Annotated in this window: 28 protein-coding genes; 10 read left to right on the top strand and 18 right to left on the bottom strand. The window is 61.0% G+C overall.

Annotated elements, in window-relative coordinates:
• Positions 1 to 25: 25 nt before the first annotated feature.
• From AC1RR7_RS29045 to AC1RR7_RS28995, 11 genes are all read right to left on the bottom strand, one after another.
• The gene (locus AC1RR7_RS29045) at positions 26 to 517 is read right to left on the bottom strand and encodes a DUF2878 domain-containing protein (protein ID WP_273537593.1); all 492 of its coding nucleotides are present in this window, start codon (positions 515 to 517) and stop codon (positions 26 to 28) included.
• A complete protein-coding gene (locus AC1RR7_RS29040; RefSeq protein WP_096822747.1) occupies positions 510 to 1784 on the bottom strand; it encodes an SAM-dependent methyltransferase in 1275 nt (424 codons plus the stop codon). The genes AC1RR7_RS29045 and AC1RR7_RS29040 overlap by 8 nt, the downstream gene beginning before the upstream one ends.
• Positions 1771 to 2586: a DUF1365 domain-containing protein gene (locus tag AC1RR7_RS29035; protein WP_273537596.1), complete on the bottom strand. Its 816-nt coding sequence runs from the start codon at positions 2584 to 2586 to the stop codon at positions 1771 to 1773. Before AC1RR7_RS29035 ends, AC1RR7_RS29040 begins: the two co-directional genes overlap by 14 nt.
• Positions 2583 to 3830 (bottom strand): FAD-dependent oxidoreductase, encoded by a 1248-nt coding sequence (locus AC1RR7_RS29030; RefSeq protein ID WP_273537598.1) that lies wholly within the window; start codon positions 3828 to 3830, stop codon positions 2583 to 2585. Before AC1RR7_RS29030 ends, AC1RR7_RS29035 begins: the two co-directional genes overlap by 4 nt.
• Entirely contained in the window at positions 3827 to 4609 is a 783-nt protein-coding gene (locus AC1RR7_RS29025) for an SDR family NAD(P)-dependent oxidoreductase (RefSeq protein ID WP_096822753.1), read from the bottom strand. The genes AC1RR7_RS29030 and AC1RR7_RS29025 overlap by 4 nt, the downstream gene beginning before the upstream one ends.
• Entirely contained in the window at positions 4606 to 5028 is a 423-nt protein-coding gene (locus AC1RR7_RS29020; protein WP_493092033.1) for a nuclear transport factor 2 family protein, read from the bottom strand. The genes AC1RR7_RS29025 and AC1RR7_RS29020 overlap by 4 nt, the downstream gene beginning before the upstream one ends.
• Positions 5021 to 6466 carry a deoxyribodipyrimidine photo-lyase gene (phrB, locus tag AC1RR7_RS29015; protein WP_493158884.1) on the bottom strand — a complete coding sequence of 482 codons (1446 nt, stop codon included), beginning with the start codon at positions 6464 to 6466 and terminating at the stop codon, positions 5021 to 5023. The genes AC1RR7_RS29020 and phrB overlap by 8 nt, the downstream gene beginning before the upstream one ends.
• Positions 6467 to 6486: 20 nt before the next feature.
• The gene (locus tag AC1RR7_RS29010; RefSeq protein WP_493158873.1) at positions 6487 to 7428 is read right to left on the bottom strand and encodes a MerR family transcriptional regulator; all 942 of its coding nucleotides are present in this window, start codon (positions 7426 to 7428) and stop codon (positions 6487 to 6489) included.
• Positions 7428 to 8381: a YbgA family protein gene (locus AC1RR7_RS29005; protein ID WP_493158872.1), complete on the bottom strand. Its 954-nt coding sequence runs from the start codon at positions 8379 to 8381 to the stop codon at positions 7428 to 7430. Before AC1RR7_RS29005 ends, AC1RR7_RS29010 begins: the two co-directional genes overlap by 1 nt.
• A gap of 111 nt (positions 8382 to 8492) precedes the next feature.
• Complete coding sequence (locus tag AC1RR7_RS29000) at positions 8493 to 8708, bottom strand: TIGR02450 family Trp-rich protein (protein WP_192558971.1); 216 nt, start codon at positions 8706 to 8708, stop codon at positions 8493 to 8495.
• Positions 8705 to 9691 carry an NAD(P)/FAD-dependent oxidoreductase gene (locus AC1RR7_RS28995; protein ID WP_096822763.1) on the bottom strand — a complete coding sequence of 329 codons (987 nt, stop codon included), beginning with the start codon at positions 9689 to 9691 and terminating at the stop codon, positions 8705 to 8707. Before AC1RR7_RS28995 ends, AC1RR7_RS29000 begins: the two co-directional genes overlap by 4 nt.
• A gap of 197 nt (positions 9692 to 9888) precedes the next feature.
• On the opposite strand from AC1RR7_RS28995, the gene AC1RR7_RS28990 reads away from it, so the two are divergent.
• Together AC1RR7_RS28990 and hemH are read left to right on the top strand one after the other, a co-directional pair.
• Positions 9889 to 10791: a TIGR01777 family oxidoreductase gene (locus tag AC1RR7_RS28990; protein WP_096822765.1), complete on the top strand. Its 903-nt coding sequence runs from the start codon at positions 9889 to 9891 to the stop codon at positions 10789 to 10791.
• 13 nt (positions 10792 to 10804) lie between these two features.
• The gene (gene hemH, locus AC1RR7_RS28985) at positions 10805 to 11827 is read left to right on the top strand and encodes a ferrochelatase (protein ID WP_493158871.1); all 1023 of its coding nucleotides are present in this window, start codon (positions 10805 to 10807) and stop codon (positions 11825 to 11827) included.
• A 115-nt stretch (positions 11828 to 11942) separates the two neighbouring features.
• Here the strand turns inward: hemH and AC1RR7_RS28980 are convergent, their stop codons facing one another.
• Together AC1RR7_RS28980 and upp are read right to left on the bottom strand one after the other, a co-directional pair.
• Positions 11943 to 13217 carry a uracil-xanthine permease family protein gene (locus tag AC1RR7_RS28980; protein ID WP_096822768.1) on the bottom strand — a complete coding sequence of 425 codons (1275 nt, stop codon included), beginning with the start codon at positions 13215 to 13217 and terminating at the stop codon, positions 11943 to 11945.
• A 2-nt stretch (positions 13218 to 13219) separates the two neighbouring features.
• Positions 13220 to 13858 carry a uracil phosphoribosyltransferase gene (gene upp, locus AC1RR7_RS28975; RefSeq protein WP_007951682.1) on the bottom strand — a complete coding sequence of 213 codons (639 nt, stop codon included), beginning with the start codon at positions 13856 to 13858 and terminating at the stop codon, positions 13220 to 13222.
• Positions 13859 to 14023: 165 nt separating this feature from the next.
• Here upp and AC1RR7_RS28970 point away from each other — a divergent pair, with 165 nt between their 5' ends.
• The 3 genes from AC1RR7_RS28970 (at position 14024) to AC1RR7_RS28960 (ending at position 15500) form a co-directional block, all read left to right on the top strand.
• Positions 14024 to 14581 carry a hypoxanthine-guanine phosphoribosyltransferase gene (locus tag AC1RR7_RS28970; RefSeq protein ID WP_096822770.1) on the top strand — a complete coding sequence of 186 codons (558 nt, stop codon included), beginning with the start codon at positions 14024 to 14026 and terminating at the stop codon, positions 14579 to 14581.
• Between the two features lie 88 nt (positions 14582 to 14669).
• A complete protein-coding gene (locus tag AC1RR7_RS28965; RefSeq protein WP_102621231.1) occupies positions 14670 to 15149 on the top strand; it encodes a hypothetical protein in 480 nt (159 codons plus the stop codon).
• Positions 15150 to 15212: 63 nt separating this feature from the next.
• Entirely contained in the window at positions 15213 to 15500 is a 288-nt protein-coding gene (locus AC1RR7_RS28960; protein WP_493158870.1) for a PA4642 family protein, read from the top strand.
• Between the two features lie 75 nt (positions 15501 to 15575).
• Here AC1RR7_RS28960 and mqo read toward each other — a convergent pair whose 3' ends face one another.
• Complete coding sequence (gene mqo / locus AC1RR7_RS28955) at positions 15576 to 17084, bottom strand: malate dehydrogenase (quinone) (protein WP_192558968.1); 1509 nt, start codon at positions 17082 to 17084, stop codon at positions 15576 to 15578.
• 737 nt (positions 17085 to 17821) lie between these two features.
• Complete coding sequence (locus AC1RR7_RS28950) at positions 17822 to 18055, bottom strand: hypothetical protein (RefSeq protein ID WP_085733640.1); 234 nt, start codon at positions 18053 to 18055, stop codon at positions 17822 to 17824.
• 191 nt (positions 18056 to 18246) lie between these two features.
• On the opposite strand from AC1RR7_RS28950, the gene AC1RR7_RS28945 reads away from it, so the two are divergent.
• Positions 18247 to 18831, top strand: a complete 585-nt coding sequence (locus AC1RR7_RS28945; protein ID WP_096822774.1) for a YajG family lipoprotein — start codon at positions 18247 to 18249, stop codon at positions 18829 to 18831.
• Positions 18832 to 19113: 282 nt separating this feature from the next.
• On the opposite strand, the gene AC1RR7_RS28940 is transcribed toward AC1RR7_RS28945, so the two are convergent.
• Complete coding sequence (locus AC1RR7_RS28940; RefSeq protein ID WP_039766399.1) at positions 19114 to 19320, bottom strand: hypothetical protein; 207 nt, start codon at positions 19318 to 19320, stop codon at positions 19114 to 19116.
• A 193-nt stretch (positions 19321 to 19513) separates the two neighbouring features.
• Here AC1RR7_RS28940 and AC1RR7_RS28935 point away from each other — a divergent pair, with 193 nt between their 5' ends.
• On the top strand, positions 19514 to 19792 hold the full coding sequence (locus tag AC1RR7_RS28935; protein ID WP_096822775.1) for a hypothetical protein: 279 nt from the start codon (positions 19514 to 19516) through the stop codon (positions 19790 to 19792).
• A 49-nt stretch (positions 19793 to 19841) separates the two neighbouring features.
• Here the strand turns inward: AC1RR7_RS28935 and AC1RR7_RS28930 are convergent, their stop codons facing one another.
• Complete coding sequence (locus AC1RR7_RS28930) at positions 19842 to 21005, bottom strand: 1-acyl-sn-glycerol-3-phosphate acyltransferase (protein WP_493066600.1); 1164 nt, start codon at positions 21003 to 21005, stop codon at positions 19842 to 19844.
• A gap of 142 nt (positions 21006 to 21147) precedes the next feature.
• Here AC1RR7_RS28930 and AC1RR7_RS28925 point away from each other — a divergent pair, with 142 nt between their 5' ends.
• The 3 genes from AC1RR7_RS28925 to AC1RR7_RS28915 are packed head-to-tail and all read left to right on the top strand — an operon-like array spanning position 21148 to position 22260.
• A complete protein-coding gene (locus tag AC1RR7_RS28925) occupies positions 21148 to 21330 on the top strand; it encodes a CPXCG motif-containing cysteine-rich protein (protein WP_096822777.1) in 183 nt (60 codons plus the stop codon).
• Positions 21331 to 21339: 9 nt separating this feature from the next.
• Entirely contained in the window at positions 21340 to 21600 is a 261-nt protein-coding gene (locus AC1RR7_RS28920; RefSeq protein ID WP_085709319.1) for a putative signal transducing protein, read from the top strand.
• A gap of 36 nt (positions 21601 to 21636) precedes the next feature.
• Positions 21637 to 22260: an SOS response-associated peptidase gene (locus tag AC1RR7_RS28915; RefSeq protein WP_096822778.1), complete on the top strand. Its 624-nt coding sequence runs from the start codon at positions 21637 to 21639 to the stop codon at positions 22258 to 22260.
• Positions 22261 to 22264: 4 nt separating this feature from the next.
• Here the strand turns inward: AC1RR7_RS28915 and AC1RR7_RS28910 are convergent, their stop codons facing one another.
• The gene (locus tag AC1RR7_RS28910; RefSeq protein ID WP_096822779.1) at positions 22265 to 24406 is read right to left on the bottom strand and encodes a methyl-accepting chemotaxis protein; all 2142 of its coding nucleotides are present in this window, start codon (positions 24404 to 24406) and stop codon (positions 22265 to 22267) included.
• Positions 24407 to 24538: the final 132 nt, after the last annotated feature.

Raw genomic sequence — 24538 nt, 5'->3', positions numbered from 1 at the left:
GACGTGTGAAAGCCCTGACAGACGATCAGTCTTCCAGACGCCCGGACAGTTGGTGCAACAACGGAAACAGCAGCGCCCACAGCAGACCGATGCCGATCAAGGTCGGTAACTCGCCGTAAGGAAATTGCACCCCGGCCAGTCGTCCACCGGCGCAATACGACAACGCGCCACCGACGGCTCCGAGCAGAGCCGTCAGCCACCATGGCCGGGCGCTCCATTGCAGGCAATGGCGTAACGTCGTGGCGAGCAGTGCCCACAACAACATCAGCCACAGCGGAATCAGCGGCGACAGATCCTTGAACTCGAACACCCCTAGGCCGCGCAAGCCACTGTCCACGGCCGTACCCAGAATCACCACGCTGAGAATCAGTCGACCCTCCGCCGCCCAACTGCTGATCCAGCGCAGATGAATCACCAGCACCGCCAGCGCCACCAGCAACCACAGGCTGTTGCCGCCGAGCACGCAGGCCAGCCAGCCGACCTGGAACAGAACGGCGTTGGCAATCCGCTCAAGCATCGAAGCGTCCGAGCAGTGGCGCCGGCATCGCCGCCGGTTTGGCCAGCAGCAATTGCGCGGTGCCGATGGTGCGTTCGAGGAAGCCGCCCTCGCAGTAGCACAGATAAAACTCCCACAGCCGCAGGAAATAATCGTCGTAGCCCAATTCGCTCAGACGGCCGTGGGCATGGCGAAAGTTCTCGTGCCACAGGCGTAGGGTCCGGGCGTAGTGCAGGCCGAAATCTTCCATGTGCAGCAGGTTCATGTCGGTGTCGCGGCTGACGATTTCGAGCATCTTCTGCACACACGGCAGGGCGCCGCCGGGGAAGATGTAACGCTGGATGAAATCCACGCCGCGTTTCGCCTGCTCGTAACGCTGGTCCCGAATGGTGATTGCTTGCAGCAGCATCAGGCCGTTGCTCTTGAGCAGGTGCGCGCATTGCTTGAAGTAGGTCGGCAGGAAGCGATGGCCGACCGCCTCGATCATCTCGATCGATACCAGTTTGTCGTACTGGCCGGTGAGGTCGCGGTAGTCCTTGAGCAGCAGCGTCACTCGATCCTGCAAGCCGAGGCTTTCGATGCGCCGGGCCGTGAACGCGTATTGCTCTTTGGACAGCGTGGTCGTGGTGACTTTGCAGCCATAGTGCTGCGCGGCATACAGCGCCATGCTGCCCCAGCCGGTGCCGATTTCCAGCAGGTGGTCGCCGGGTTCGAGCGCGAGTTTCTGGCAGATCCGCTCCAGTTTGTTCAACTGCGCCTGTTCCAGGCTGTCGTCGGGGTGCAGGAACTGCGCCGCCGAGTACATCATGGTCGGGTCGAGAAACTGCTCGAACAGATCGTTGCCGAGGTCGTAGTGCGCGGCGATGTTTTTCTGCGAGCCCTTGCGCGTGTTGCGGTTAAGCCAGTGCAGACCACGCACCAGCGGCCGGCCGATTTTCGCCAGTCCGCCCTCCATGCCATCGAGCACCTCAAGGTTGCTGACGAAGACGCGCACTACCGCCGTAAGGTCCGGCGAACTCCAGTAACCATGAATGAAGGCTTCACCCGCACCGATCGAACCGTTGCCCGCGACCATGCCCCACGCCGCCGCATCAAGGACATGAATCTCGCCCAGCAACGCACTGCCCGGCGTGCCGAAGACCTGGCGTTCGCCGTCCTCGATCACCACCAGTTGCCCATGTTTGAGCTGTGCGAGCTGACGCAGAACACCGCGGCGCAGCAGCGAACCGGTGATGCCGTGCGTACTGAACGGGATGGCGGCTCTGGCCGAAACACTAGAGGATTTCATGGCGGTGCTCCTCGGGAGACGCAGTAGCGGTTCGAAAGCTGTCGTCGGCCGTCCGATGGGGAAACAGCGGGGTGCGCTTGAGCAGCAATTGCAGGGCCTGCCAATAGATCGCCAGCGCGGTCTTGGCGGTCATCCAGGGAAAACGCCACAGATGCCGGTGCAGGTTGCGTCGATCAAGAGGTTCGCGTTTCAGGTTGAGCGTGGCGTCGAACAGTTTTTGCTCGCCCTGCCAGTCGGCCATGTGCACGCCCAGGGTTTGTGCGGCGGGGCTGAAACTCATGCGGTATTCCAGATCCGGCGGCAGGAATGGCGATACGTGAAAGGCCTTGGCCACGGCGAAGTGCTGGTGGAAATCGCGCACGCTGGTTGGCGCTTGAGCCGGGAGCACATAGTGATAGCGCTCACGCCACGGCGTGTTGCTGACTTCGCAGAGAATCGCCGCCAGTTGCCCGTCGGCTTCGTGGCAGTAAAAGAAACTCACAGGGTTGAATGCCAGGCCCCAACTGCGAGGCTGGGTCAACAGGCAGATCGAGCCCTGCGGCTCGTGACCGAGGGCCTCACCGACCAGCAGGCGCACGGCATCGATCAGCCGCACACCACGACCGGTGAAGGTCTTGAGGTAGTCGCTCTCGCGAAACGAAAACGGGGCAAACCGGCTCGCGCCTGCCAAGGGCGACAGGTTCAGCACGGCGTCCTGTTCGGCCAGGTCGAGATAGATCAGCCCGATCCGGTAGCGGAACTCATGCCGGCGCGGGGCGAATCGCCGATGGGCGATCCAGCCACTGTAAAGCGCGCTGTTCACAGGCTTTCTCCAAACGCGGCGGCCACGCGCAAGGCGCTGACCACACCGTCCTCATGAAAACCATTGGCCCAATAGGCGCCGCAATAATGTGTGTGCTGTGCTCCGTCGAGTTCGCTCCAGCGCTGCTGTGCCGCCACCGCAGCGAGGCTGAATTGCGGATGGGCATAGGTGAAACGGGCAAGCACTGTGGAAGGGCTGATGCCGGCGCTCTGGTTGAGGCTGACGCAGAACGTGGTGTCGCTCTGGATGCCTTGCAGGATATTCATGTCGTAAGTGACGGCCGCCTGGGTATGACCGGCCCCGCCGAGGCGATAGTTCCAGCTGGCCCAGGCCCGTTTGCGCGTCGGCAACAGGCGGGTGTCGGTGTGCAGCACCACTTCGTTGTCGGCGTAGGGCAGGGCACCGAGAATCTCCCGCTCGGCACTGCTCGGATCGGCCAGCAGACGCAATGCCTGATCGCTGTGGCAGGCCAGCACGACTTTGTCGAAGTGTTCGATGTCGGCGGGGCTGTGGATAACCACGCCGTGTTCGTTGCGATCGATCCGGTTTACCGGACAGTTCACGCGGATCCGCTCTTTGAATGACTCGGTCAGCGGCGCGATGTAAGCACTCGAGCCGCCCTCGATCACTCGCCATTGCGGACGATTGCTGACCGACAACAAACCGTGGTTCTCGAAGAACCGCACGAAGAACTGCAACGGAAAATTCAGCATCTGGGCCATGGGCATCGACCAGATCGCCGCGCCCATCGGCACGATGTAATGCAGGATGAAGCGCTCGCCGTAACCGCCGGCCTTGAGGTAATCATCCAGCGTGGTGTCAGTGGTTATCCGCTGTTCGGCGAGGTCGCGCCGGGCTTCCTTATTGAAGCGCAGGATGTCGCGCAGCATGCCCCAGAACCCCGGCGACAACAGATTGCTGCGTTGGGCGAACAGGCTGTCGAGGTTGTTGCCGTTGTATTCCAGGCCGGTGTCGGGGTCGGTCACCGAAAAGCTCATCTCGGTGGCCTTGGCGGTTACGCCCAACTGGCCGAGCAAGCGAATGAAGTTCGGGTACGTCCAGTCGTTGAACACGATGAACCCGGTGTCCACTGCGTAATCACGCCCATCCACCGTCACTTTTACTGTGTGCGTATGGCCGCCGACCCAGTCGCCGGCCTCGAACACCGTCACGTCATGCCGGCGATTGAGCAGGTAGGCGCAGGTCAGGCCTGCGATCCCGCTGCCGACAATGGCGATGTTCACGTCAGATCCCTGAGCGGCGGGCTGCGCCGCACCATGCGTTTGCCAATCGCCAGTTGTACCCGCGCCGGCATTTTCGACAATGGCCAGAGCGCAGCCATGAACAGCGCCGGAAAGGCTATCTCCAGAGGCCGCTCCTTGAGTCTGCCGAAGATGTGACTCGCCGCTTTTTCCGCAGGCCAGCTCAATGGCATCGGGAAATCGTTTTTGGCGGTCAATGGTGTTTCGACAAAGCCCGGGCTGATGACCGTGACTTCAATGCCTTCGTCCGCCAGATCGATGCGCAACGACTCGAACAGATACCGCAACCCGGCCTTCGATGCGCCGTAAGCTTCGGCCCGAGGCAATGGCACGTAAGTGACGGAACTCGCCATGCCCACCAGATGCGGTGCGGTCCCTTTGCGCAGCAAGGGCAGGGCGGCTTCGATGCAGTAGCTGCTGGCCAGCAGGTTGGTGCGCACCACGTGTTCGATGATCGAGGCGTCGAACTGCTGGGCATCGACGTACTCGCAGGTGCCGGCGTTGAGAATCACGCTGTCCAACGCCCCCCAGTCCATCGCGATCTGTTCACCGATTTCCCGCACGGTCTGGCTGTTGGTCAAATCCCCCGGCAGCACCAGCACTTGGCCCGGATAGCGTTGCGACAGCGCTTTGAGTGGTGTGACCTGACGGGAACTGACCGCCAGGTGTGCACCGGTTTTCAGAATTTCTTCCGCCAGTGCTGCGCCGATGCCACTGCTGGCGCCGGTCAGCCAATAACGGCGTGGCGTTGAACGACTCATCCCAGTCTCCTTTTCAGCCAGGCAATCACCCGGCCCAATACAGGTAGATGTTCATAAAGCAGCGCCCCGGCATCGAAGTAATCCCGGTGGCGATAAACCTTGTCGCGCCAGAGTAGGTGCGAGCAGCCCGTGACGCGAATCAATCGCCCGCCCGCCAGACGCGGGTGGCGGTAACTCATGACCCAGCGCAGGTAACCTTCGCAGTCGCCGATCTGGTCGAAACCGTGGAAGTCGAACCGCAGCTCGCTGACATTCGCGTAGAGCTCGCTGAAGTAGCTGCGCAATTGCGTCAGCCCCTGCACCTCGTGCAAGGGGTCGGTGAAATGAATGTCCTCGCTGTAGAGCGCGCCCAGGCTGTGCAGGTTGTCTTTGTTCAACTGCGCAAACTGGCGGGCGAAGCGGCGCAGGAATTCACTCATACCCGCCTCCGGCCGCCTGACGTGACGGCAGGTTCTTGAACGCGCTCAGCGCCCGCTCCCGCGAGGTGCTCAGGTTGACGATTGGTGACGGGTAGTCCGCCACGCCGAACAGCCCGCCGGCGCTCGCCGGGTTGTGCACTTCCTTCTTGTTCAGTCCGGCCAGTTCAGGCAGCCAGTGTTTGATGAACAGGCCTTCGCTGTCGAATTTCTCCGACTGGCTGACCGGGTTGAAAATCCGGAAGTACGGCGCCGCGTCGGTGCCGGTCGACGCACTCCACTGCCAGCCGCCGTTGTTCGCGGCCAGATCGCCGTCGATCAGGTGGCGCATGAAAAAACGCTCGCCTTCGCGCCAGTCGATCAGCAGGTTTTTGGTCAGGAACATCGCCACCACCATCCGCAGGCGATTGTGCATCCAGCCGGTTTCGAGCAATTGGCGCATGGCCGCGTCGATGATCGGCAGGCCAGTGCGTGCCTCCTGCCAGGCCGCCAGTTCCTGCGGCGCATCGCGCCAGGCCAGGGCTTCGGTTTCCGGGCGGAACGCGCGATGGCGGGAGACCCGTGGGTAACCCACCAGAATGTGTTTGTAGAACTCGCGCCACAGCAGCTCGTTGATCCAGGTGACGGCGCCGACCTTGCCGCTTTCGAATTCGCCCTGATTGGTTTGCAGCGCGGCATGCAGGCACTGGCGCGGCGAGATCACACCCGCCGCGAGATAGGCCGAGAGCTGGCTGGTGCCAGGCTTGGCCGGGAAGTCGCGTTCGCTCTTGTAATAGTCGATCTGCACGTCGGCGAAGGTGGCGAGGCGTCGTTGGGCCTCGGTTTCGCCGGCGGGCCACAGGTTGCGCAGGGCCTGGCCGGGTGTCGGGAAACCCTCGATGGATTCGGGCACCGGGTCGCTGTCGATATTCAGCGGGACCTGTGCCGACGGCGCCTTTATCAGCGCCGGCATCGAGCGATGCAAACGTTCGTAGCAGACTTTGCGGAACTGGCTGAACACTTGAAAGTAGGTGCCGGTCTTGGTCAGCACGCTGCCCGGCTTGAACAGTAATTGATCGAGGTAGCTGTGAAACGCGATGCCTTCGGCTTGCAACGCCTGCTCAACCGCTGCATCGCGGCGGCTTTCGTGAATGCCATATTCCTCGTTGACGTGAACGGCCTCGACCTTCCATTGCCGGCACAGCTTAAGCAGCACCGCTGGCGCCTGATCCCAGCGCGGGGCGCTGCGGATCAACAACGGGATGTTCAGTGCTGCGAGGCTTTTGCTCAGCTCCCGCAGGTTGCGCAGCCAGAAATCGATCTTGCACGGGGCGTCGTCATGTTCCTGCCATTGCTCGGGGCTCAACAGGTACACGGCCACGGTCGGGCCACGCTCGGCGGCGGCCGTCAGGGCGGTGTTGTCATGTTGGCGCAGGTCGCTGCGCAGCCAGATCAATTGCATGGTGTTCTCGACAGTCTTCATCAAATCAACTCTCGCTCTATCAGCACCTGATGCGCCGCCAGAGGATCTTCGGCCAGGTACAGATCAGCGATCTCGGAGGTTCTTACGGACAACTCGGCGTGGTGGATGCACACCGTTGGTCCGGCAATCATTTTCAGGCAGCTGACGCCATTCAACAGCTTCGGCAACTGCGCAAGGTTCATGGCTTTGCTGGAATACAGCAGTACGCCACGGGCCTGCAGATGATCGACTGCCAACGCCAGCTCCCCGGCCGGCAGCGGCCAGTCAAACACCTGCACCGGGCAATCGGCGCTGCTGATCAGCCAGGCGCAGAGCCACAGGTGCGGCTCCAGCAGTAAGTCCGACTGATTGACCAGCAGCAGTGGCGCACCGCGCAACTGACGGTTGTTATGGTAGATGCGTGCGCCGAATTTGCTACGCAGCCAGGCGTGAAAGAACACCCGCTCCATCTGCGCACCGAACTGGCCCTGCCAGCGCTGTTCGAGTTCCGCCAGCAACGGCATCAGCAATTGCTCGCACAGGGTTCGCGGTGGGTACAGCGCCATGGCCTGGTTGACGCTGTCGTCGAGGTTGCGTTCGTTCAATTGAGTGACCGCCAGCAGTGCGGCTTGATGCAACGGCTGCCATTCGTTTTCCAGTGGCTCGTTGAATGCTTGCGGTGTGTCGAGCAGCGGTTTGACCTGACTGACCGCGACGCCCCGGTTGAGCCAGGTGAGGATGGTCTGGATGCGCTGCACGTGTTCGGCCGAATACAAACGATGACCTTTAGGCGTGCGCTGGGGCACGATCAATCCGTAACGGCGTTCCCAGGCGCGCAGGGTGATCGCGTTGACGCCGGTCTGGCGCGCGACCTCGCGGATCGGCAGCCAGCCGTCGTCGAGGGCTTTCTTGAAGTCGGCGCCGAGGTCTTCGCGGGCGCTGGTGTCGGGTGAGTCGTTCATCAAATGGCGTTTCGCAGGCTGAGGTTTTCCGGGTGCGGTTGCAGGTAAACCTGTTGCGCGATGTACGGATCGGGGTGTTGGCGAAAATGATGCTTGAGCAGCGTCAGCGGCACCACCAGCGGCACGATGCCGTGGCGGTACTGGCCAATGACGTGCTGCATTTCCTGTTTGTCTTCGGTGCTGATGGCCCGTTTCAGGTAGCCACTGATGTGCTGCAACACGTTGCTGTGGGTGCGGCGCGTGGCGCAGGTGCTCAGCGCCGCCATCAATTGGCTGAAGTAGCGCGGGCCGAGCGCCACGGGATCGATTCCGCTCATGTTGCCCAGCAGATTGCCCAGCGCCTTGTATTGCACCGGGTTGTGGGCCATCAGCAGGTATTTGTAACGTGAGTGGAAGTCGGTCAGGGCGCGGCGGCTCAGGCCTTGTTCGAGCACCTGTTGCCAGTCGCTGTAGGCGAACACTCGGGTGATGAAATTTTCCCGCAGGACCGGATCGTTCAATCGCCCGGCTTCCTCCACCGGTAGATCTGGGTGCCGGGCACAGAAGGCCTGGGCGTAGATCCCGCGCCCGCTGCCGATCGGCGCGCCGTTGTGGTGATAGACCTTGACCCGCTCCAGCCCACAGGACGGCGATTGCTGCATGAAGATGTAGCCGCAGATGTCATCGAGTTCGGTGGCCATTTTCTGGCCATAAGCGGACAGCGCGTCGGTGACGTCGGTCTCGCGATGAACAGTGCCGAGGGCCTGGGGATGATCCGGGTCACCCACCAGGCGAATCGGCTCGCGGGGAATGCCCAGGCCGATCGCGACTTCCGGGCAGACCGGGACGAACTGGAAATACTCAGTGAGGGTGCGGGTGCACAGCCGCGATTCCTTGTGGCCGCCGTTGTAGCGCACTTCGGCTCCCATCAGGCAGGCGCTGATGGCGATCTTGGGTGGGGACGGTTCGGACATGGAGGCACCTCGAATCTGAATTTGTACAAAATAACTATTCTGTACAACATTCCTTCAGCATAGATTCAAGGGTGTACAAGTCAATTTATTTGTACAGGATTTTGGCGAGAACTAGAGCCAGCCCATTTTCCAGTGCGCATCGTCCTGCAATGCGTGCCAGTCCAGCTGCGTGCTGTGTCGGGTCAACACAGCCTGTAATTCAATCTCCAGCACCGTGCCATCCTCGTCGCAGAATAGTCTGGTTATCAGAAAATGCTTTTCACGGTTTTGCGGGAGGGCTGCTGTCCATTTCGACAGCAGCAGTTTGCGTGGATTGAAGCGGTTCACTGCAGGTGTTCGTGCAGGCGACGTGCAGCTTCCTGACCGCTGAGCCACGCGCCTTCGACCCGGCCCGACAGGCACCAGTCGCCGCATGCATACAGCCCCAGATCGGCATCGGCCAGCGTGCCCCATTCATGGCTGGTGGATGGACGGGCGTAGAGCCAGCGGTGGGCGAGGCTGAAGGTGGGCGCGGGCATGGCGCTGTGCAGCAACTCGGCGAAGGCACCGTGCAATTGCTCGATCACGGCTTCCTTGGGCAGATCGATATGCTGCCGGCTCCAGGCACTGGTGGCGTGCAGGACCCAAGTGTCGAGCGTGTTGTCGCGCCCCGGTTTGCTGCGGTTGCGGGCCAGCCAGTCCAGGGCGCTGTCCTGTACGAAGCAGCCTTCGATGGGTGTATCCAACGGTGTGTCGAAGGCGAGGGCAACGGCCCAGGTCGGGTCCATCTTCACGCCTGCAGCGGCCCCGGCGAGTTTCGGCGCAGCGGCCAGCAACGCGGTGGCCTGTGGGGCCGGGGTGGCGATCACCACATGGCTGAACGGCCCGTGGGTGAAACCTTCGGCATCTTGCAGGTGCCAGTGTTCTTCGCCGCGATAGACTTCGGTGATCCGGCAGGCGAAGTGCACTTCCAGGCCGTCGAGCAAGCCACGGGTAATGGCGCTCATGCGTGGCGTGCCGACCCAGCGGGTCTGCTCGTCCGGCGACAGGTTCAGTTGCCCGCCATGATAGGTGTAGAGCTGCGGCGTCCACTCGGCGACCCAGCCCTGGCTTTGCCAGCGCTGGACCTCGGTGACGAAGCGTCGATCTCGGGCGGTGAAATACTGCGCGCCCATGTCCAGCGAGCCGGCGTCACTGCGCTTGCTCGACATGCGCCCGCCGCTGCCACGGCTTTTATCGAACAACTGAACGCTGTGCCCGGCCTCTGTCAGGGCCTGGGCGGCGGAGAGTCCGGCGATGCCGGTGCCAATGATTGCGATAGGTACAGTCATAGGGGCCTCGTTTACCTTTCTGTACAGACTACGCCGTGGATGAAACCTGTACAATTTTGTTTTTTGGTATAACTTCCAGCGTTTTCGTTCTGACAGCTTGGCCTATTGTTAAACAATAGAGCCTGCCCGATAGAAAAGATCCCTGCTTATAAAAATAGACTAGGGATCGGGGTAAAACGCCACGCGAGGAAGATGTCATGCACATATTGCTGACCGGCGGTACTGGATTGATCGGACGTCAGCTCTGCCGGCACTGGCTGGGGCAGGGACATCGCTTGACCGTGCTGAGTCGTCGCGCGGAAAAAGTCGCGAAAATCTGTGGAGCGCCAGTGCGTGGCATTGCGCGTCTGGAGGACTTTGGCGACGAGCCGGTCGACGTGATCGTCAACCTCGCCGGCGCGCCGATTGCCGACCGGCCGTGGACCCATCGGCGAAAAGCCGTGTTGTGGAGCAGTCGCATCACGCTCACCGAAACGTTGCTGACGTGGCTGGAAAATCGCGGACAGAAACCGTCACTGCTGATCTCGGGCTCGGCGGTGGGTTGGTACGGTGACGGCGGCGAGCGCGAGTTGACCGAAGATTCGCCACCGGTGATCGACGATTTCGCCAGTCAGTTGTGCATTGCCTGGGAAGAAACCGCGCAGCGTGCCGAAGCGATGGACATTCGTGTGGTGCTGGTGCGGACCGGGCTGGTGCTGTCGGCCGAGGGCGGTTTTTTGTCGCGCCTGTTGCTGCCGTTCAAACTCGGACTGGGCGGGCCTTTGGGCAATGGTCGGCAGTGGATGTCGTGGATTCATATCGACGATCAAATCGCCCTGATTGATTTTCTTCTGCACCGCAATCAGGCCAGCGGTCCTTATAATGCGTGCGCACCGAAACCTGTGCGCAATCGCGAATTCGCCAAGACGCTGGGCAGCGTGCTGCATCGCCCGGCGTTCATGCCGATGCCGGCCCTCGCCTTGAAGGTCGGGCTCGGCGAGATGTCATTGCTGTTGCTGGGTGGCCAACGGGCCACGCCGGCACGCTTGCTGGAAGCCGGATTCAGTTTCCGCTTCACGGATTTACGCGCGGCCCTGGACGATCTCTCCAGCCGCCTCTGAAATAGGACGTTGCATGACCGATCACGCCTTGCTTCTGGTCAACCTGGGTTCGCCGGCCTCCACTTCGGTGGCCGACGTGCGCAGCTATCTCAATCAATTTCTGATGGACCCGTACGTGATCGACCTGCCGTGGCCGGTGCGGCGTCTGTTGGTGTCGCTGATCCTGATCAAACGCCCCGAGCAGTCGGCCCATGCCTACGCCTCGATCTGGTGGGATGAAGGCTCGCCGTTGGTGGTGCTCAGCCGTCGCCTGCAACAGCAGATGAAGGCGCAGTGGACCCACGGCCCGGTGGAACTGGCCATGCGTTACGGCGAACCGTCCATTGAGACAAGCCTGTTGAAGCTGGTCGCGGCGGGGCACAAGCGCATCACCCTCGCGCCGCTTTATCCACAGTTCGCCGACAGCACCACGACCACCGTGATCGAAGAAGCCAAGCGGGTTGTGCGCGAGAAGAAACTCGATGTGCAACTGTCGGTATTGCAGCCGTTCTACGATCAGCCGGAATACCTTGATGCGCTGGTGGAGAGTGCCCGACCGCACTTGCAGCAGGATTACGATCACCTGCTGCTGAGCTTCCATGGCTTGCCGGAGCGGCACCTGAAAAAGCTCAATCCGGGACACAGTTTCGAGGGCGGCGGCGATTGCTGCGCCGGTGCACCGCCGGAGGTGGTTGCGACCTGTTATCGCGGTCAGTGCCTGCGCACAGCGGCCGAGTTTGCCAAACGCATGGGCATCCCGGACGGTAAATGGTCGGTGTCGTTTCAGTCGCGGCTGGGCCGGGCGAAATGGATCGAACCCTACACCGAAGCGCGGCTGGATGAGTTGGCCAAGAGCGGCGTGAAGAAGATTCTGGTGATGTGCCCGGCGTTTGTTGCCGATTGCATCGAAACCCTGGAAGAGATCGGCGATCGCGGCAAGGAACAGTTCCGCGAGGCGGGAGGGGAGGAGTTGGTGCTGGTGCCGTGCCTGAACGATGACCCGCAATGGGCAAAGGCATTGGCGACGTTGTGTGAGCGGGCGCCACTGGCTCTTTGATGATCGTTCCCACGCTCTGCGTGGGAATGCCTCTAGGGACGCTCCGCGTCCAGTGACGCAGAGCGTCACGGGCTGCATTCCCACGCGGAGCGTGGGAACGACCAACGCTCAAGGCTTAGAGCAGCGGCTCATCCGCCTTCTTGTGTTTCCAGCTGTCGTTGCCCGGCAGGATCAGGTTCAGCGCAATCGCCACCACCGCGCACAGCGCGATGCCTTTGAGGCCGAAGTCATCCGGACCGGTGCCGGTGCCGACCAGCACACCGCCAATCCCGAACACCAGCGTGACGGAAACGATCACCAGATTGCGCGCCTCGCCCAGATCGATCTTGTGACGGATCAGGGTGTTCATCCCCACCGCCGCGATCGAACCGAACAACAGGCACAGAATCCCGCCCATCACCGGCACCGGAATGCTTTGCAGCAGGGCACCGAACTTGCCGATGAACGCCAGGCTGATAGCGAAGATCGCTGCCCAGGTCATGATTTTCGGGTTGTAGTTCTTGGTCAGCATCACCGCGCCAGTCACTTCGGCGTAGGTGGTGTTGGGCGGACCGCCGAACAGGCCGGCTGCCGTGGTGGCGATACCGTCACCCAGCAGGGTGCGATGCAGGCCCGGCTTCTTCAGGTAGTCGCGACCGGTCACGCTGCCGACTGCAATCACGCCGCCGATGTGCTCGATGGCCGGGGCCAGCGCCACCGGGACGATGAACAGGATCGCCTGCCAGTTGAACTCGGGCGCGGTGAAGTGAGGGATCGCAAACCAAGGGGCTGCCGCAATCTTCGCGGTGTCGACGACACCGAAATAGAAGGACATGGCGAAACCCACCAGCACGCCGGAGATGATCGGCACCAGACGGAAAATGCCTTTGCCGAACACCGCCACGATCAACGTGGTCAGCAATGCCGGCATCGAGATCATCATCGCGGTCTGGTAATGGATCAGCTCCGAACCGTCACCGGCCTTGCCCATCGCCATGTTCGCGGCAATCGGCGCCATGGCCAGTCCAATGGAGATGATCACCGGACCGATCACCACCGGCGGCAGCAGACGGTCGATGAACCCGGTGCCTTTGATCTTCACGGCCAGGCCAAGGAAGGTGTAGACGAAACCGGCCGCCATCACGCCGCCCATGGTCGCGGCGAGGCCGAACTGGCCCTTGGCGAGAATGATCGGGGTGATGAAGGCGAAGCTCGACGCCAGGAACACCGGCACCTGACGCCCGGTGACGATCTGGAACAGAATTGTCCCTAAACCCGCGGTAAACAGTGCCACGTTCGGGTCAAGGCCCGTGATCAGCGGCATCAGCACCAGGGCGCCGAAAGCCACGAACAGCATCTGTGCGCCGGACAGCACCGTGCGCCAGAGCGGATCGTTGAACTCTTGCTGCATGGTTACGCGTCCTTCTGCTTGGTGCCGAAGATCTTGTCACCGGCATCGCCAAGCCCAGGAATGATGTAACCGTGCTCGTTGAGTTTCTGATCGATGGACGCGGTGTAGATGATCACGTCCGGGTGAGCTTTTTCGACAGCGGCAATGCCTTCCGGCGCGGCAACCAGCACCATCGCGCGGATGTCCTTGCAACCGGCCTTTTTCAGCAGGTCGATGGTCGCAACCATGGAGCTGCCGGTGGCGAGCATCGGGTCGATGATCATGGCCAGGCGTTCGTCGATTTCCGGAACCAGTTTTTCCAGATAAGTGTGGGCCTGCAGGGTTTCCTCGTTACGGGCAACGCCGACGGCGCTGACCTTGGCGCCCGGGATCAGGCTCAGCACGCCTTCGAGCATGCCGATGCCGGCACGCAGGATCGGCACGACGGTAATCTTCTTGCCGGCGATTTTCTCGACCGACACAGTGCCGCACCAACCTTCGATATCGTAGGTTTCCAGCGGCAGGTCTTTGGTAGCTTCATAGGTCAACAGGGCACCGACTTCCTGAGCGAGCTCGCGGAAATTCTTGGTGCTGATGTCTGCACGGCGCATAAGGCCAAGTTTGTGACGGATCAGCGGATGGCGGATCTCTTGGATGGACATGGGGAAAGGCTCCGGCGGCGGGCAAAAAAACCGGCCTAGATTAATCTATCCGAGGGTGATGTCCTATAGGACATACAGTACGTTAGTCCACAAATGCTTGATTCGGCCGTGCGGGATGCGTACCTTTGCCCGCTTTTCCGAAACAGACCCCCCTTGGAGAGCGCCATGTCCGCTGATCTCGAGCATATCCGTCAAATCATGCGAGAGGCTGACTGCCTGTACACCGAAGCTGAAGTCGAGGCTGCCATTGCCCGCGTCGGTGCACAAATCAACGAACAACTGGCCGAGAGCAACCCGGTGGTGTTCTGTGTGATGAACGGCGGGCTGATTTTCTCCGGCAAGCTGCTGACCCATCTGCAGTTCCCGCTGGAAGCGTCCTACCTGCACGCCACCCGCTATCGCAACGAAACCAGCGGCGGCGACCTGTTCTGGAAAGCCAAGCCGGAAGTCTCGTTCATCGACCGCGACGTGCTGATCATCGACGACATCCTCGACGAAGGTCACACCCTGGGCGCGATCATCGACTTCTGCAAACACGCTGGCGCGCGCAAAGTGCACACCGCCGTGCTGATCGACAAGGACCACGACCGCAAGGCCCGTCCTGACCTGAAAGCCGATTTCGTCGGCCTGCCGTGCGTCGACCGTTACATCTTCGGTTACGGCATGGACTACAAAGGCTACTGGCGCAACGCCAACGGGATCTTCGCCGTCAAAGGCATGTAAGAATCCCCTGAAAGATCGCAGCCCAAGGCTGCGATCTTTTGCTTTTAAAGACTGCTAAAGTGCTCGGCCCCGCCTTCCGGAGCCTGTCATGAGCCTCTTGATCCGCAGCTGCGCCGCCCTGTTGCTGACCCTCAGCCTGCCCCTGGCCGCCGCCCCGATGCACAGCCAATTCCTGCCGCCCGACGACCTGACCCTGCGCGATGCCGAACCCGAGCAGCAGCAACTGTTGCAGGTCACCGACTATTCCGTGGTGGTCGGTGCCCAGCGTCAGTCCAATCAGCAGCCGATTCCGGTCACGTCGCCGTTGATGATTCGCCTCAAGGGCAAGTCGCTGAACAAGGGCGCGACGATCAACCAGGTACTGGTCAGTTTTGACGGCGAAAGCAAAAGCCTGAAAAAGCCGGTGTATGACGACAAGAGCAAGACCCTGACGCTCTTCTATCCGTTGGCTCAGTACCGGGTGGTGATCGATCTGTTGCGCAACGAAACGGTGTACTGCCAGTTCCTGACCTACGCCAACGGCCACATCTGGGCCGATCTGCACACCGGCAGCACGCGTGCGCGTTGAGCCCTGTGCCCGGGCGGGGGTAAACTGCCCGCCCCGTGAAATGTCTGCGAGCTGGAGTCGGCAATGCGTAAAGATAAGAAGCAAGTGATTGGTGACGAGATCGGCGATGAGCAGATCAAGCTGTTCCTCGATTTTGAGCCGGTCGACGCCACCTCGCCGTCGCTGCACAAACTGGTCAAGGCCTACCGTGGCCTGCGCATCGACGATTTCGAGCGCTTCCTGACGTTCTTCGTTGCAGCCGGTTATGACGTGGACGGTAAAGACGAGCACGGCAAGACCTTCGTCGACCAGATCCGCAATCAACGCAACGCACCGGAATACATCGAGCTGATCGAGAAGGCCCGCGGCTGATCGCTCGCGGTTTTTCCGAGGCATAAAAAAACGCCCCGCACTCACTGAGTGCGGGGCGTTTTTCATGGAGCCGAATCAGGCGTAGCTTTCGGTCTCGTTACTGGCTGCAACCAGTTCCAGCGCGACGTTGTTGTGCGCGTTGATCTTGCGATACAGCGCAGCGTCGGTTTCCAGGACCTTTTCACGGGCCGGGAAGATTTCCGCCAGTTTGGCAGCCCACTCACCCTTGGCCTTGGCCGGGAAGCATTTCTCGATCAGTTCCAGCATGATCGAAACGGTCACCGAAGCACCTGGCGAAGCACCGAGCAGGGCGGCGAGGGAGCCGTCCTTCGCGGCCACCAGTTCGGTACCGAACTGCAGGATGCCGCCTTTTTTCGGGTCTTTCTTGATGATCTGCACCCGTTGGCCGGCCACTTCCAGGCGCCAGTCTTCGGCTTTCGCCTCGGGGTAGAAACGACGCAGGGATTCCAGACGCTGTTCCATCGACTGCATCACTTCGCTGACCAGGTACTTGGTCAGGTCCATGTTGTTCTTCGCCACGGCCAGCATCGGGCCGATGTTGCCGGCGCGAACCGACAGCGGCAGGTCCATGAAGGAGCCGTGCTTGAGGAACTTGGTGGTGAAACCGGCGTATGGCCCGAACAGCAGGGACTTCTTGCCATCGACCACGCGGGTGTCCAGGTGCGGCACCGACATCGGTGGCGAACCTACCGCAGCCTGGCTGTAGACCTTGGCCTGGTGATGCTTGACCACTTCCGGGTTGTCGCAACGCAGCCACTGGCCGCTGATCGGGAAGCCACCGAAGCCTTTGCTTTCTTCGATGCCCGAGGCTTGCAGCAGCGGCAGGGCCGCGCCACCGGCGCCAAGGAACACGAATTTGGCGTCGACTTCGCGGCTGCTGCCGCTGTTGACGTCCTTGATGCTGACGGTCCAGCCGTTGGCGTTACGCTTCAGACCGGTCACGCGCTTGCAGTATTTGACCTGGGCATCCGGAGCGCTGGTCAGGTGCTTGAGCAACTGATTGGTCAGCGCGCCGAAATTGACGTCGGTGCCGTTGATCACGCGGGTGGCGGCGAGCACCTGGTCTTGCGGACGCCCCGGCATCATCAATGGCATCCATTCGGCCATCTTCGCCTTGTCTTCGGTGTATTCCATGTCGGCGAAGGCGTGGTGCTTGTGCAGTACGTTGAAGCGTTCCTTGAGGAATGAAACGCCTTTTTCGCCTTCGACGTAGCTCAGGTGCGGCACCGGGCTGATGAAGGATTTGCACGAGCCGAACGTGCCTTTCCTGGTCAGGTACGACCAGAACTGCTTCGACACCTCGAACTGGGTGTTGATGTGCACGGCTTTCTTGATGTCGACGGTGCCGTCGGCAGCCTGCGGCGTGTAGTTCAGCTCGCACAGGCCGGCGTGGCCGGTGCCGGCGTTGTTCCACGGGTTGGAACTTTCCGCGGCACCGGAATCCATCAGCTCGACGACTTCCAGCTTGATCGCCGGGTCGAGCTCTTTGAGCAGGACTGCAAGGGTGGCACTCATGATGCCGGCCCCAACCAGAACTACGTCGACTGCTTCGTTATGCGCCATTTAACGCGTCTCCAAAATCTGCAGCACCAAATTGTCGGCATGGCTGCCAGGTATCCGGGGCAGGTCAGTTGCGCCCCAGGAACCCATGGCCAGGTTTGCCATGTCCGAATCTTCGCAATTTTTCGCAACTTCGACGGATGCGTGCGGCCTGGCTTCAAGAGTCACATGAACTCATTTCAGCACGGGGCTGGCAATTCGACTTATGGTCGAGACATCCGTTTGTGCAACCAAATCCGTAGCGGACAGGCTTCAGGCTCCGGTATTCGAGGCGTACCCGTTCCTGTGTCGTTGGGCTGTTTCAGACGCTAATGGTGCATGTTCAGACGCAAAACTATTCATTTGCTCGCCACACTCTTGTGAAGTTGTGAAAACCCGTTTTTTTCACGCTCTTTTGAAGACGTGAACCTCAAAAAAGGGCTGTCCGGGCCTGGCACCGTGCCCGGAAGGATTGCCGCCACGCGATACATGGGCAGGCAAAACGGGCAAACAACTCAGTGACCGAGCGTCATGACAGCTCTGCAGATTCGCGAAAAGCGGGGATTTGCCAGGGAAACAGCAAGCACGCCAGCTTCACTCGATCTGTGTGGGCGGCTCTCTGTGGGCGATTTTGATGCCAATGCAAGCGCATTGACGCTGTTGCGGGGCCCGATCAGGAGACGTCCTTATAATCGGGGGGAGATTGTATCGAAGAAATGCGGGGAGTTGGTCGAGTTTAATGACTTTTATTAGGCATCCGGTCAGATGCTCAACATCGCCTGGGCGCGTGCGCGAGGGCGGTGCTGTTCGACCCGGGCGCTGGCAGGCAGAGGCTGGTGCAGCCAGTTGAGGCGGATTTCCTCGATTTCGACCCAACCGTCACCCATTGGCTGCAGGCTGCACTGTTTGAAAGCCTGGCAATGGCCGTTGTGGTCGAGCAGGGCGAAGCTGCGGTGCAGCGGACGTGGAGCGAACAACGAGATCAGATAGCGCATGGTGTGTGTTCCTTCTGGAGATCTGTGACGAAGATTGTCAAAAGACCGTGAAGCGAACATGTAAGGGCGGTGAACAATCTGTGACAGGAACCGCGTGCGCCGGGGTTTGTCAGAGATTTCAGTGCTGGTGACCCGCTGTGGCCCACCGCTATACTGCGGGCCTGTCTGTGCCTGATTCTGGAGAGAAGAGCATGTTGCAACGCCTGTTGTTCGGTTTGATCACTGTGACCAGTTTGACCCTGGTTGGCTGCGCCCACAGCCCGCAACAACTGAGCCCGGAACCGAAGCTGACCACTCAGCTGGCACCGGTCGGCCACGGCCAGCCTGTCGTGGTCCGCGTGGTCGACGGTCGTCCGTCGCCAACCCTGGGCACCCGCGGTGGCCTGTACCCGGAAACCAGCGCCATCACCGTACAGCGCGAGCAGATCCTGCCGAAGTTGCAGGCTCAGGCTGAAGCGGCCGTGCGTCTGCTGGGCTTCACCCCGTCCAACGGTGCGATGAATGCTCCACAACTGACTGTGACCCTGACTGAACTGAAATACCAGTCGCCGAAAGAAGGCATGTACGTGACCGAGGCCACTATCGGCGCGACCTTCCGTTCCGACGTGCAGAGCGGCAACCGTCGCTACAGCGGCCGTTACGGCGCGTCGCTGGACCAGCGTTTCGGCATGGCGCCGAATCAGGAAACCAACACCAAACTGGTCAGCGATGTGCTGAGCGATGCGCTGACCCGTCTGTTCAAGGATCCGACCGTGGGTCAGATCCTCGCTGAATAAGGCGTTCGCCAGATGTGAAAAAGCCCGGGGCCAGTGATGGATTCGGGCTTTTTTGTGGGTGTCAGGATTGGAATTTGTGTCGTTTGAACTATCGCCTCCCCCTCACCCCAGCCCTCTCCCCCAAGGGGGGCGAGGGGGAAAGGGAGCAGATTGGGGCTACTCAAATTTTGAGTTCGACTCGATAGTTCAGGTCGGTGTAGCTCAAATATTCACCTCGGTCGGTCCCCTCTCCCTCCGGGAGAGGGCTAGGGTGAGGGTGCTTTTGATTTAAAGCTTTTTCGTTCAAGCGGCTTGCGAATAGAAGTCGAGAACGCTGACGCCGGTCAGCAGGTCGGTCTCGGGCAAGTCCGCATGCTGGTGCCCGCCGAGGGCGCAATACACCAGCCAGTGACGGTCCTGAACATTGAAGGCCAGGCTGCCGACGAGGGTCTGTTGTTCGTCGGACGGGGAGATGAGGTACAGGCGATCCTGGTTTTCAGCGTGAAGCATGTCGCATTCCGTTTACGTTTCGAGGCGCGCAGGGTGGCCGAAACAAATGACGATGCCGTGACACAGGACAGCCATCGGTCGATTGCTGCGTTATTTGTCGTAAAGGGTAGGGCTGCGGGGGAGGGTTTCGGTAGAATCCGCGCCGCGGTCGTCGGTCTGGCGTTCGCCATTCCGGTTTAGATTGAGGTCTGTGATGTCGCTGCACTTGATGACGCTGTTTACCGCCCATCCCGCCAAACTGATCAACCTGCTGGCCCTGCTGTTGGCTTTCCCGGGCAGTTGGCTGCTGCACGCGACCCGTCGCCGTGAACAACGAGCGATGGCCAGTATCGCGGCCCAGCGTCAAAGCCGGCCCGATCAGGAGCCAGTGCTGGATTGGGCGACCCTGCGCATGAATCGCTTCTTCTACCGCTTCGGCTTTGCCTGTCTGGGCCTGGCGTTACTGGTGTCCTGGATCAGTACCCGCTACTGAACGAAAAACGGCGCCCGAAGGCGCCGTTTTTGTATCCGGCCGAAACCGCTTACAGCGGCAAACCAGCCTTGACCCGGTACTGATTGCGCACCGGCGTCGCGTATTGCAGCACCAGATATGGACGGTGCTCCTCAGGGCAGGTGTCCAACCGGTTCTGCCATTCTTCCTGAGCCTTGGCCAGCTCCTCGGCACCGAACACCTCGGCAGCCTTCGGCACATTCAGTTGCGGATCAGCATCCGCCCACTGCGCGTACGCCAGGTAATGCACCGGGAACAACCGGTAGCCGCCGAGAATCTGCTTGTCCATCTCGACTGCCAATTGCTTGGTGTCTTCGAACAGCTCGGTGATCGGCGCGGCAAAGTTCACGTGCACCCGACCCTTGTAGCCGGTGATGCCCTTGGCGATGCTCACGTCATCTTCGCCCGGCGCCTTGCTGTAGGTGCCGGTGGTGGCGCGGATGTACAGCTCACGGGCCTTGGCCTGGTCGCACGGATCGTATTCGTAGCTGATCGACACCGGGGTCAGGTTCAGCGACTGGATAACCTCGCCGAACGGCTCGTCCTTGCGGCTCATGTGGAACATCTTGAGGATCGCCGACTCGGTACGGTCGTCGCCGTCCTTCGCACGGCCTTCGGCCTGGGCGATCCAGATCGAGGCGCAATCGTTGCGGATCGAGTGGTTGATGTAGGCCGACAGCAGTTGATAAGCGGCCATTTTCTCGCGGCGCCCGGTGATCGAACGGTGAACGATGAAGCTCTTGTTCAGGCGCATCAGGTCGCTGACGAAAGGTTTTTGCAGCAGGTTGTCGCCAATTGCGATGCGCGGGGTCGGCAGGCCGGCGTGGTACACCGCATAGTTGACGAAAGCCGGATCCATCACGATGTCGCGGTGGTTGGCGATGAACAGATAAGCGCTGCCGGACTTGAATTGCTCGACACCGGTGTAGGTCACGCCGTCGGTGGCGCGCTCGATGGTGTGGTCGACGTAGAACTCGACCTTGTCCTGCAAAGTGGCCACCGACGTCACGTCGGCGAACTCACGACGCAGCCGATGGGCTATAAGTGGTTTGAGCATCCAGCCGAAGGCACCGGCGAAACGCGGGAAGCGGAAGTGGGTGAGGATATCTAGAAACGCCTTGTCGCCGAGCAGTCTTGCCAGTACCGCAGGTACTTCGCTGTCGTCGTAAGGTCGGATGGCATCGAATTCGCCCATCATGCTCTCTTGTTGGAAACGGCTAGGGTAAGTAAAGGTTTTGATCGAAAACCAACGGGGCACGGTCTGAAAAAGTAGCCAGACAAAAATAGCCCTGCAAATAGACCGGCGATTATACGCACAAGTCACCCGGGAGACCGCGATGCTGGAAAGCGCAGTATATGAATGTCCGTATTGTGGTGAAGAGGTCGAGACGTCCGTGGATCTGTCGGGGGGCGATCAGACCTATATCGAAGACTGTCAGGTGTGTTGCCGGCCGATCACCTTTGTCCTGCAGGTCGATGGTCAGGACTGGTTTCTGGAAGTCTTCAGCGAAAACGAGTGAGGTGCGCCCATGCAGCGAATCTACGAGCCGGAAAACCTGATGGAAGGCGAGATGCTCAAGGGCATGCTCGCCAGCGAAGGCATCGAGGCGCATCTGGTCGGGCGCGATTTGCTCGGTGGCACGGGCGAGTTGCCGATCTTCGGGCTGCTCGGGCTGTCGGTCGAGAACGATCAGGCCGAATACGCCCGCGAACTGATCAGCGCGTACAATGCCGCGCTGCCGCTACCCGGCGATGAACCGGAGAGCTTCCCCGGTACGCTGGTCTGTTAGGCTGACGTTCGTTTTATTCTTGAGTCGTGCTGCCCCATGTGTGGACGTTATGCCCTGTTTCGCTGGAACCGCGACTTCGCGGCGCTGCCAGGTTTTCCCGCCGATCAGTTGGCGCAGTGGAACATTTCCCCCAACGATTCGGTATTGATGCTGCGCGCCGAAGCCGATGGCCAGCGCACGCTGGCCCGCGCCCGTTGGGGGCTGACGCCGCCGTGGCTGACCGATCTGTCGCGTACCCCGGCCCATGCCCGGGCCGAAACCGTCGCCGAACAACCGATGTTTCGCGAAGCCCTGCGCCTGCGCCGTTGCCTGCTGCCGGCCAACGGTTTCTACGAATGGCGCGGCACCACGCGCAAGCGTCCGTACTGGCTGACGCCAGGGGAAGGTTCTTCACTGTTTTTTGCGGCGATCTGGGAGGCGTATCCGGTGCAGGAGCAGGTCTGGCTCAGCACTGCGGTGATCACTCAACCGGCGGCCAGTCAGCGCCGGCCGTTGATTCTCGATGAGGCGGGGCAGGCGGCATGGCTCGATCCCGAGACGCCGCTGCATGTCCTGCAAGGCCTGCTCGCCAGTGAACCCGCCGCCTTGCGCGAGCGGGTGCTGGCGAACATGGTCAATGATCCGAAGCTCAACGGGCCGGAGTGTTTGACTCCGGCCTGATTGATCAGACCTTGAACTGATTGATCAACCGCCGCTGCTGCTCCGCCAGTTTGGTCAGGTCCGCACTCGCCGAACTCGACTCGTCCGCACCACCCGCCACTTCATTCGCCACCTGACCGATGTTGATCACGTTGCGGTTGATGTCGTCGGCCACCGCGCTCTGTTCCTCGGCGGCGCTGGCGATCTGGGTGTTCATGTCGTTGATCACCGACACCGCCTGGGTGATGGTCTCCAGCGCTTCGGCTGCCTTGGCCGCGTGCTGCACGCTTTCGTCGGTGCGGTTCTGGCTGTCTTCCATGACCCGCACCACGTCGCGGGTGCCTTGTTGCAGTTGCTGGATCATGCTCTGGATTTCTTCGGTGGCTTTCTGGGTCTTCTGCGCCAGGTTGCGCACCTCGTCGGCCACCACGGCAAATCCGCGACCCTGCTCACCGGCACGGGCGGCCTCGATGGCCGCGTTGAGGGCCAGCAGGTTGGTCTGCTCGGCGATCCCGCGAATGGCGATGAGGATCGCGTTGATGTTTTCGCTGTCCTTGGCCAGCGTCTGCACCACGTCCACCGCCTTGCTGATTTCCACAGCCAGCACGCCAATCGAATTCGACGTGTCGCGCACGATCTGCATGCCTTGGCTGGCGGCCTGATCGGCATGGCTGGCGGCTTGCGCCGCCTGGGTCGCGTTGCGCGCCACGTCCTGGGCGGTGGCGGTCATTTCCTGCACCGCGGTGGCGACCTGATCAATCTCGGCCATCTGCTTCTGTATGCCGATATTGGTGCGGATCGCGATGTCCGCCGTGTGCTCCGAGGAATCGCTGACACTTTGTACCGACGACACCACCTGCGTGATCATCGCCTGCAGCTTCGCGAGGAAGGTATTGAAGCCTTTGGCGATTGAGCCAAGTTCGTCTTTGCGATCACTGCTCAAGCGACGGGTCAGGTCGCCTTCGCCCTGGGCGATGTCATCGAGCATGGTCACCATTTGCTTCAGCGGTCGGGCGATGCCGTGGCCCACCAGCCAGATCACCAGCAAACCGAGGCCGGCGATGATCAGGCCGACCATGGCCATGCCGAAGGTGTCGGATTTGCGCTGGGCGTCGAGGTCACCCTGGAGTTTCTGCAGGTCGGCCATCACTGCGTTGAGCGGCAGTTGCAGCATCAGCGTCCAGCGTGCGTCGGTCTGGCCGATGCCGAATGGCAGGTACAGTTCGATCCGGCCCGAATCCTTATTGACGGTGTAGGTCACTTCGCCGCGCTTGAGATTGGCCATGTTGGCAATCTGTTGGGCGTCGAGGATGTCGCTGACCTTCTCGCCGAATTTGCTCGGGTCCTTGGTGTAGGCAACGATCCGGCCGTTGCCGCCGATCAGGGCCATTTGCCCGGCGCCGCTGTACAGTTTCTGGTTCGCGCCCAGGAGCATTTCCTGAATGAAGTTCACCGACAGGTCGGCGCCGACGATGCCCTGGAACGCGCCGTTGAGCATGATCGGTTCAATGAAGGACGCGAGCATGACGATCTTGTCGCCGACCTTGTAGGGCGCCGGATCGATCACGCAGGATTTCCTGGTTTCTTTCGAGCACAGGTAGTACTCGCTGGCGCGCACGCCGGTGGACAGGACTTTCTGGTCGTCGACGTCCACCAGTTTGTCCAGGCCGAGGGTGCCGTCTTCGTTGCGGAACCACCACGGCAGGAAGCGCCCGTTGGCGGCGTCGATGCCGACCACGCTGGTGCCGACGTAAGCCGCGTCATTGTGGTCCAGTGCGTTCTTTTCCCAGCCGATGTAGGTGCCGAGAATCTTCGGGTTCTTCTCGACGTTTTCCTTGATCAGGCTGATCAGTTGCTCGCGGCTGACGGTCAGTCGTGGCTGACCATCGGCGCCGGGCGTGCCGAGCAGGGCGTTGACCCGCACCAGTCCGCCGGCAATCAGCAGCGGCGCTTCCAGCTCGCGCTGGATCTGGCTGACCTGGGTCTGTGCCAGCGAGGTCAGGCGTTGTTCGATGACTTGCTCGAACTGGGCCTGGGTTCGTTGTTGAACCATCTCCTGGGTGCGGGCGCCGGAAAACAGCGCATACAGCACCAACGCAGCCACCACGCTGAGAACGATGGCGCCGGCCAGGGCCGCCACGGAAAACTGGATCGACTTGAATTTCATGGAAGCTCCGCACGCAAGAGGACATCTGCGCTGCTGTATCGGCAGCCACTATTGCGCCATGAGGCGAAGTGCGAGCAATTGACGGTGGATGTCGCAAATGGATCAGTGCGCGACGCAGTTGTAGAGGGCTTG

The organism is Pseudomonas sp. GW821-FHT11G12 (genome assembly GCF_058808055.1).
This window is presented reverse-complemented; position numbering and strand designations above follow the sequence as displayed.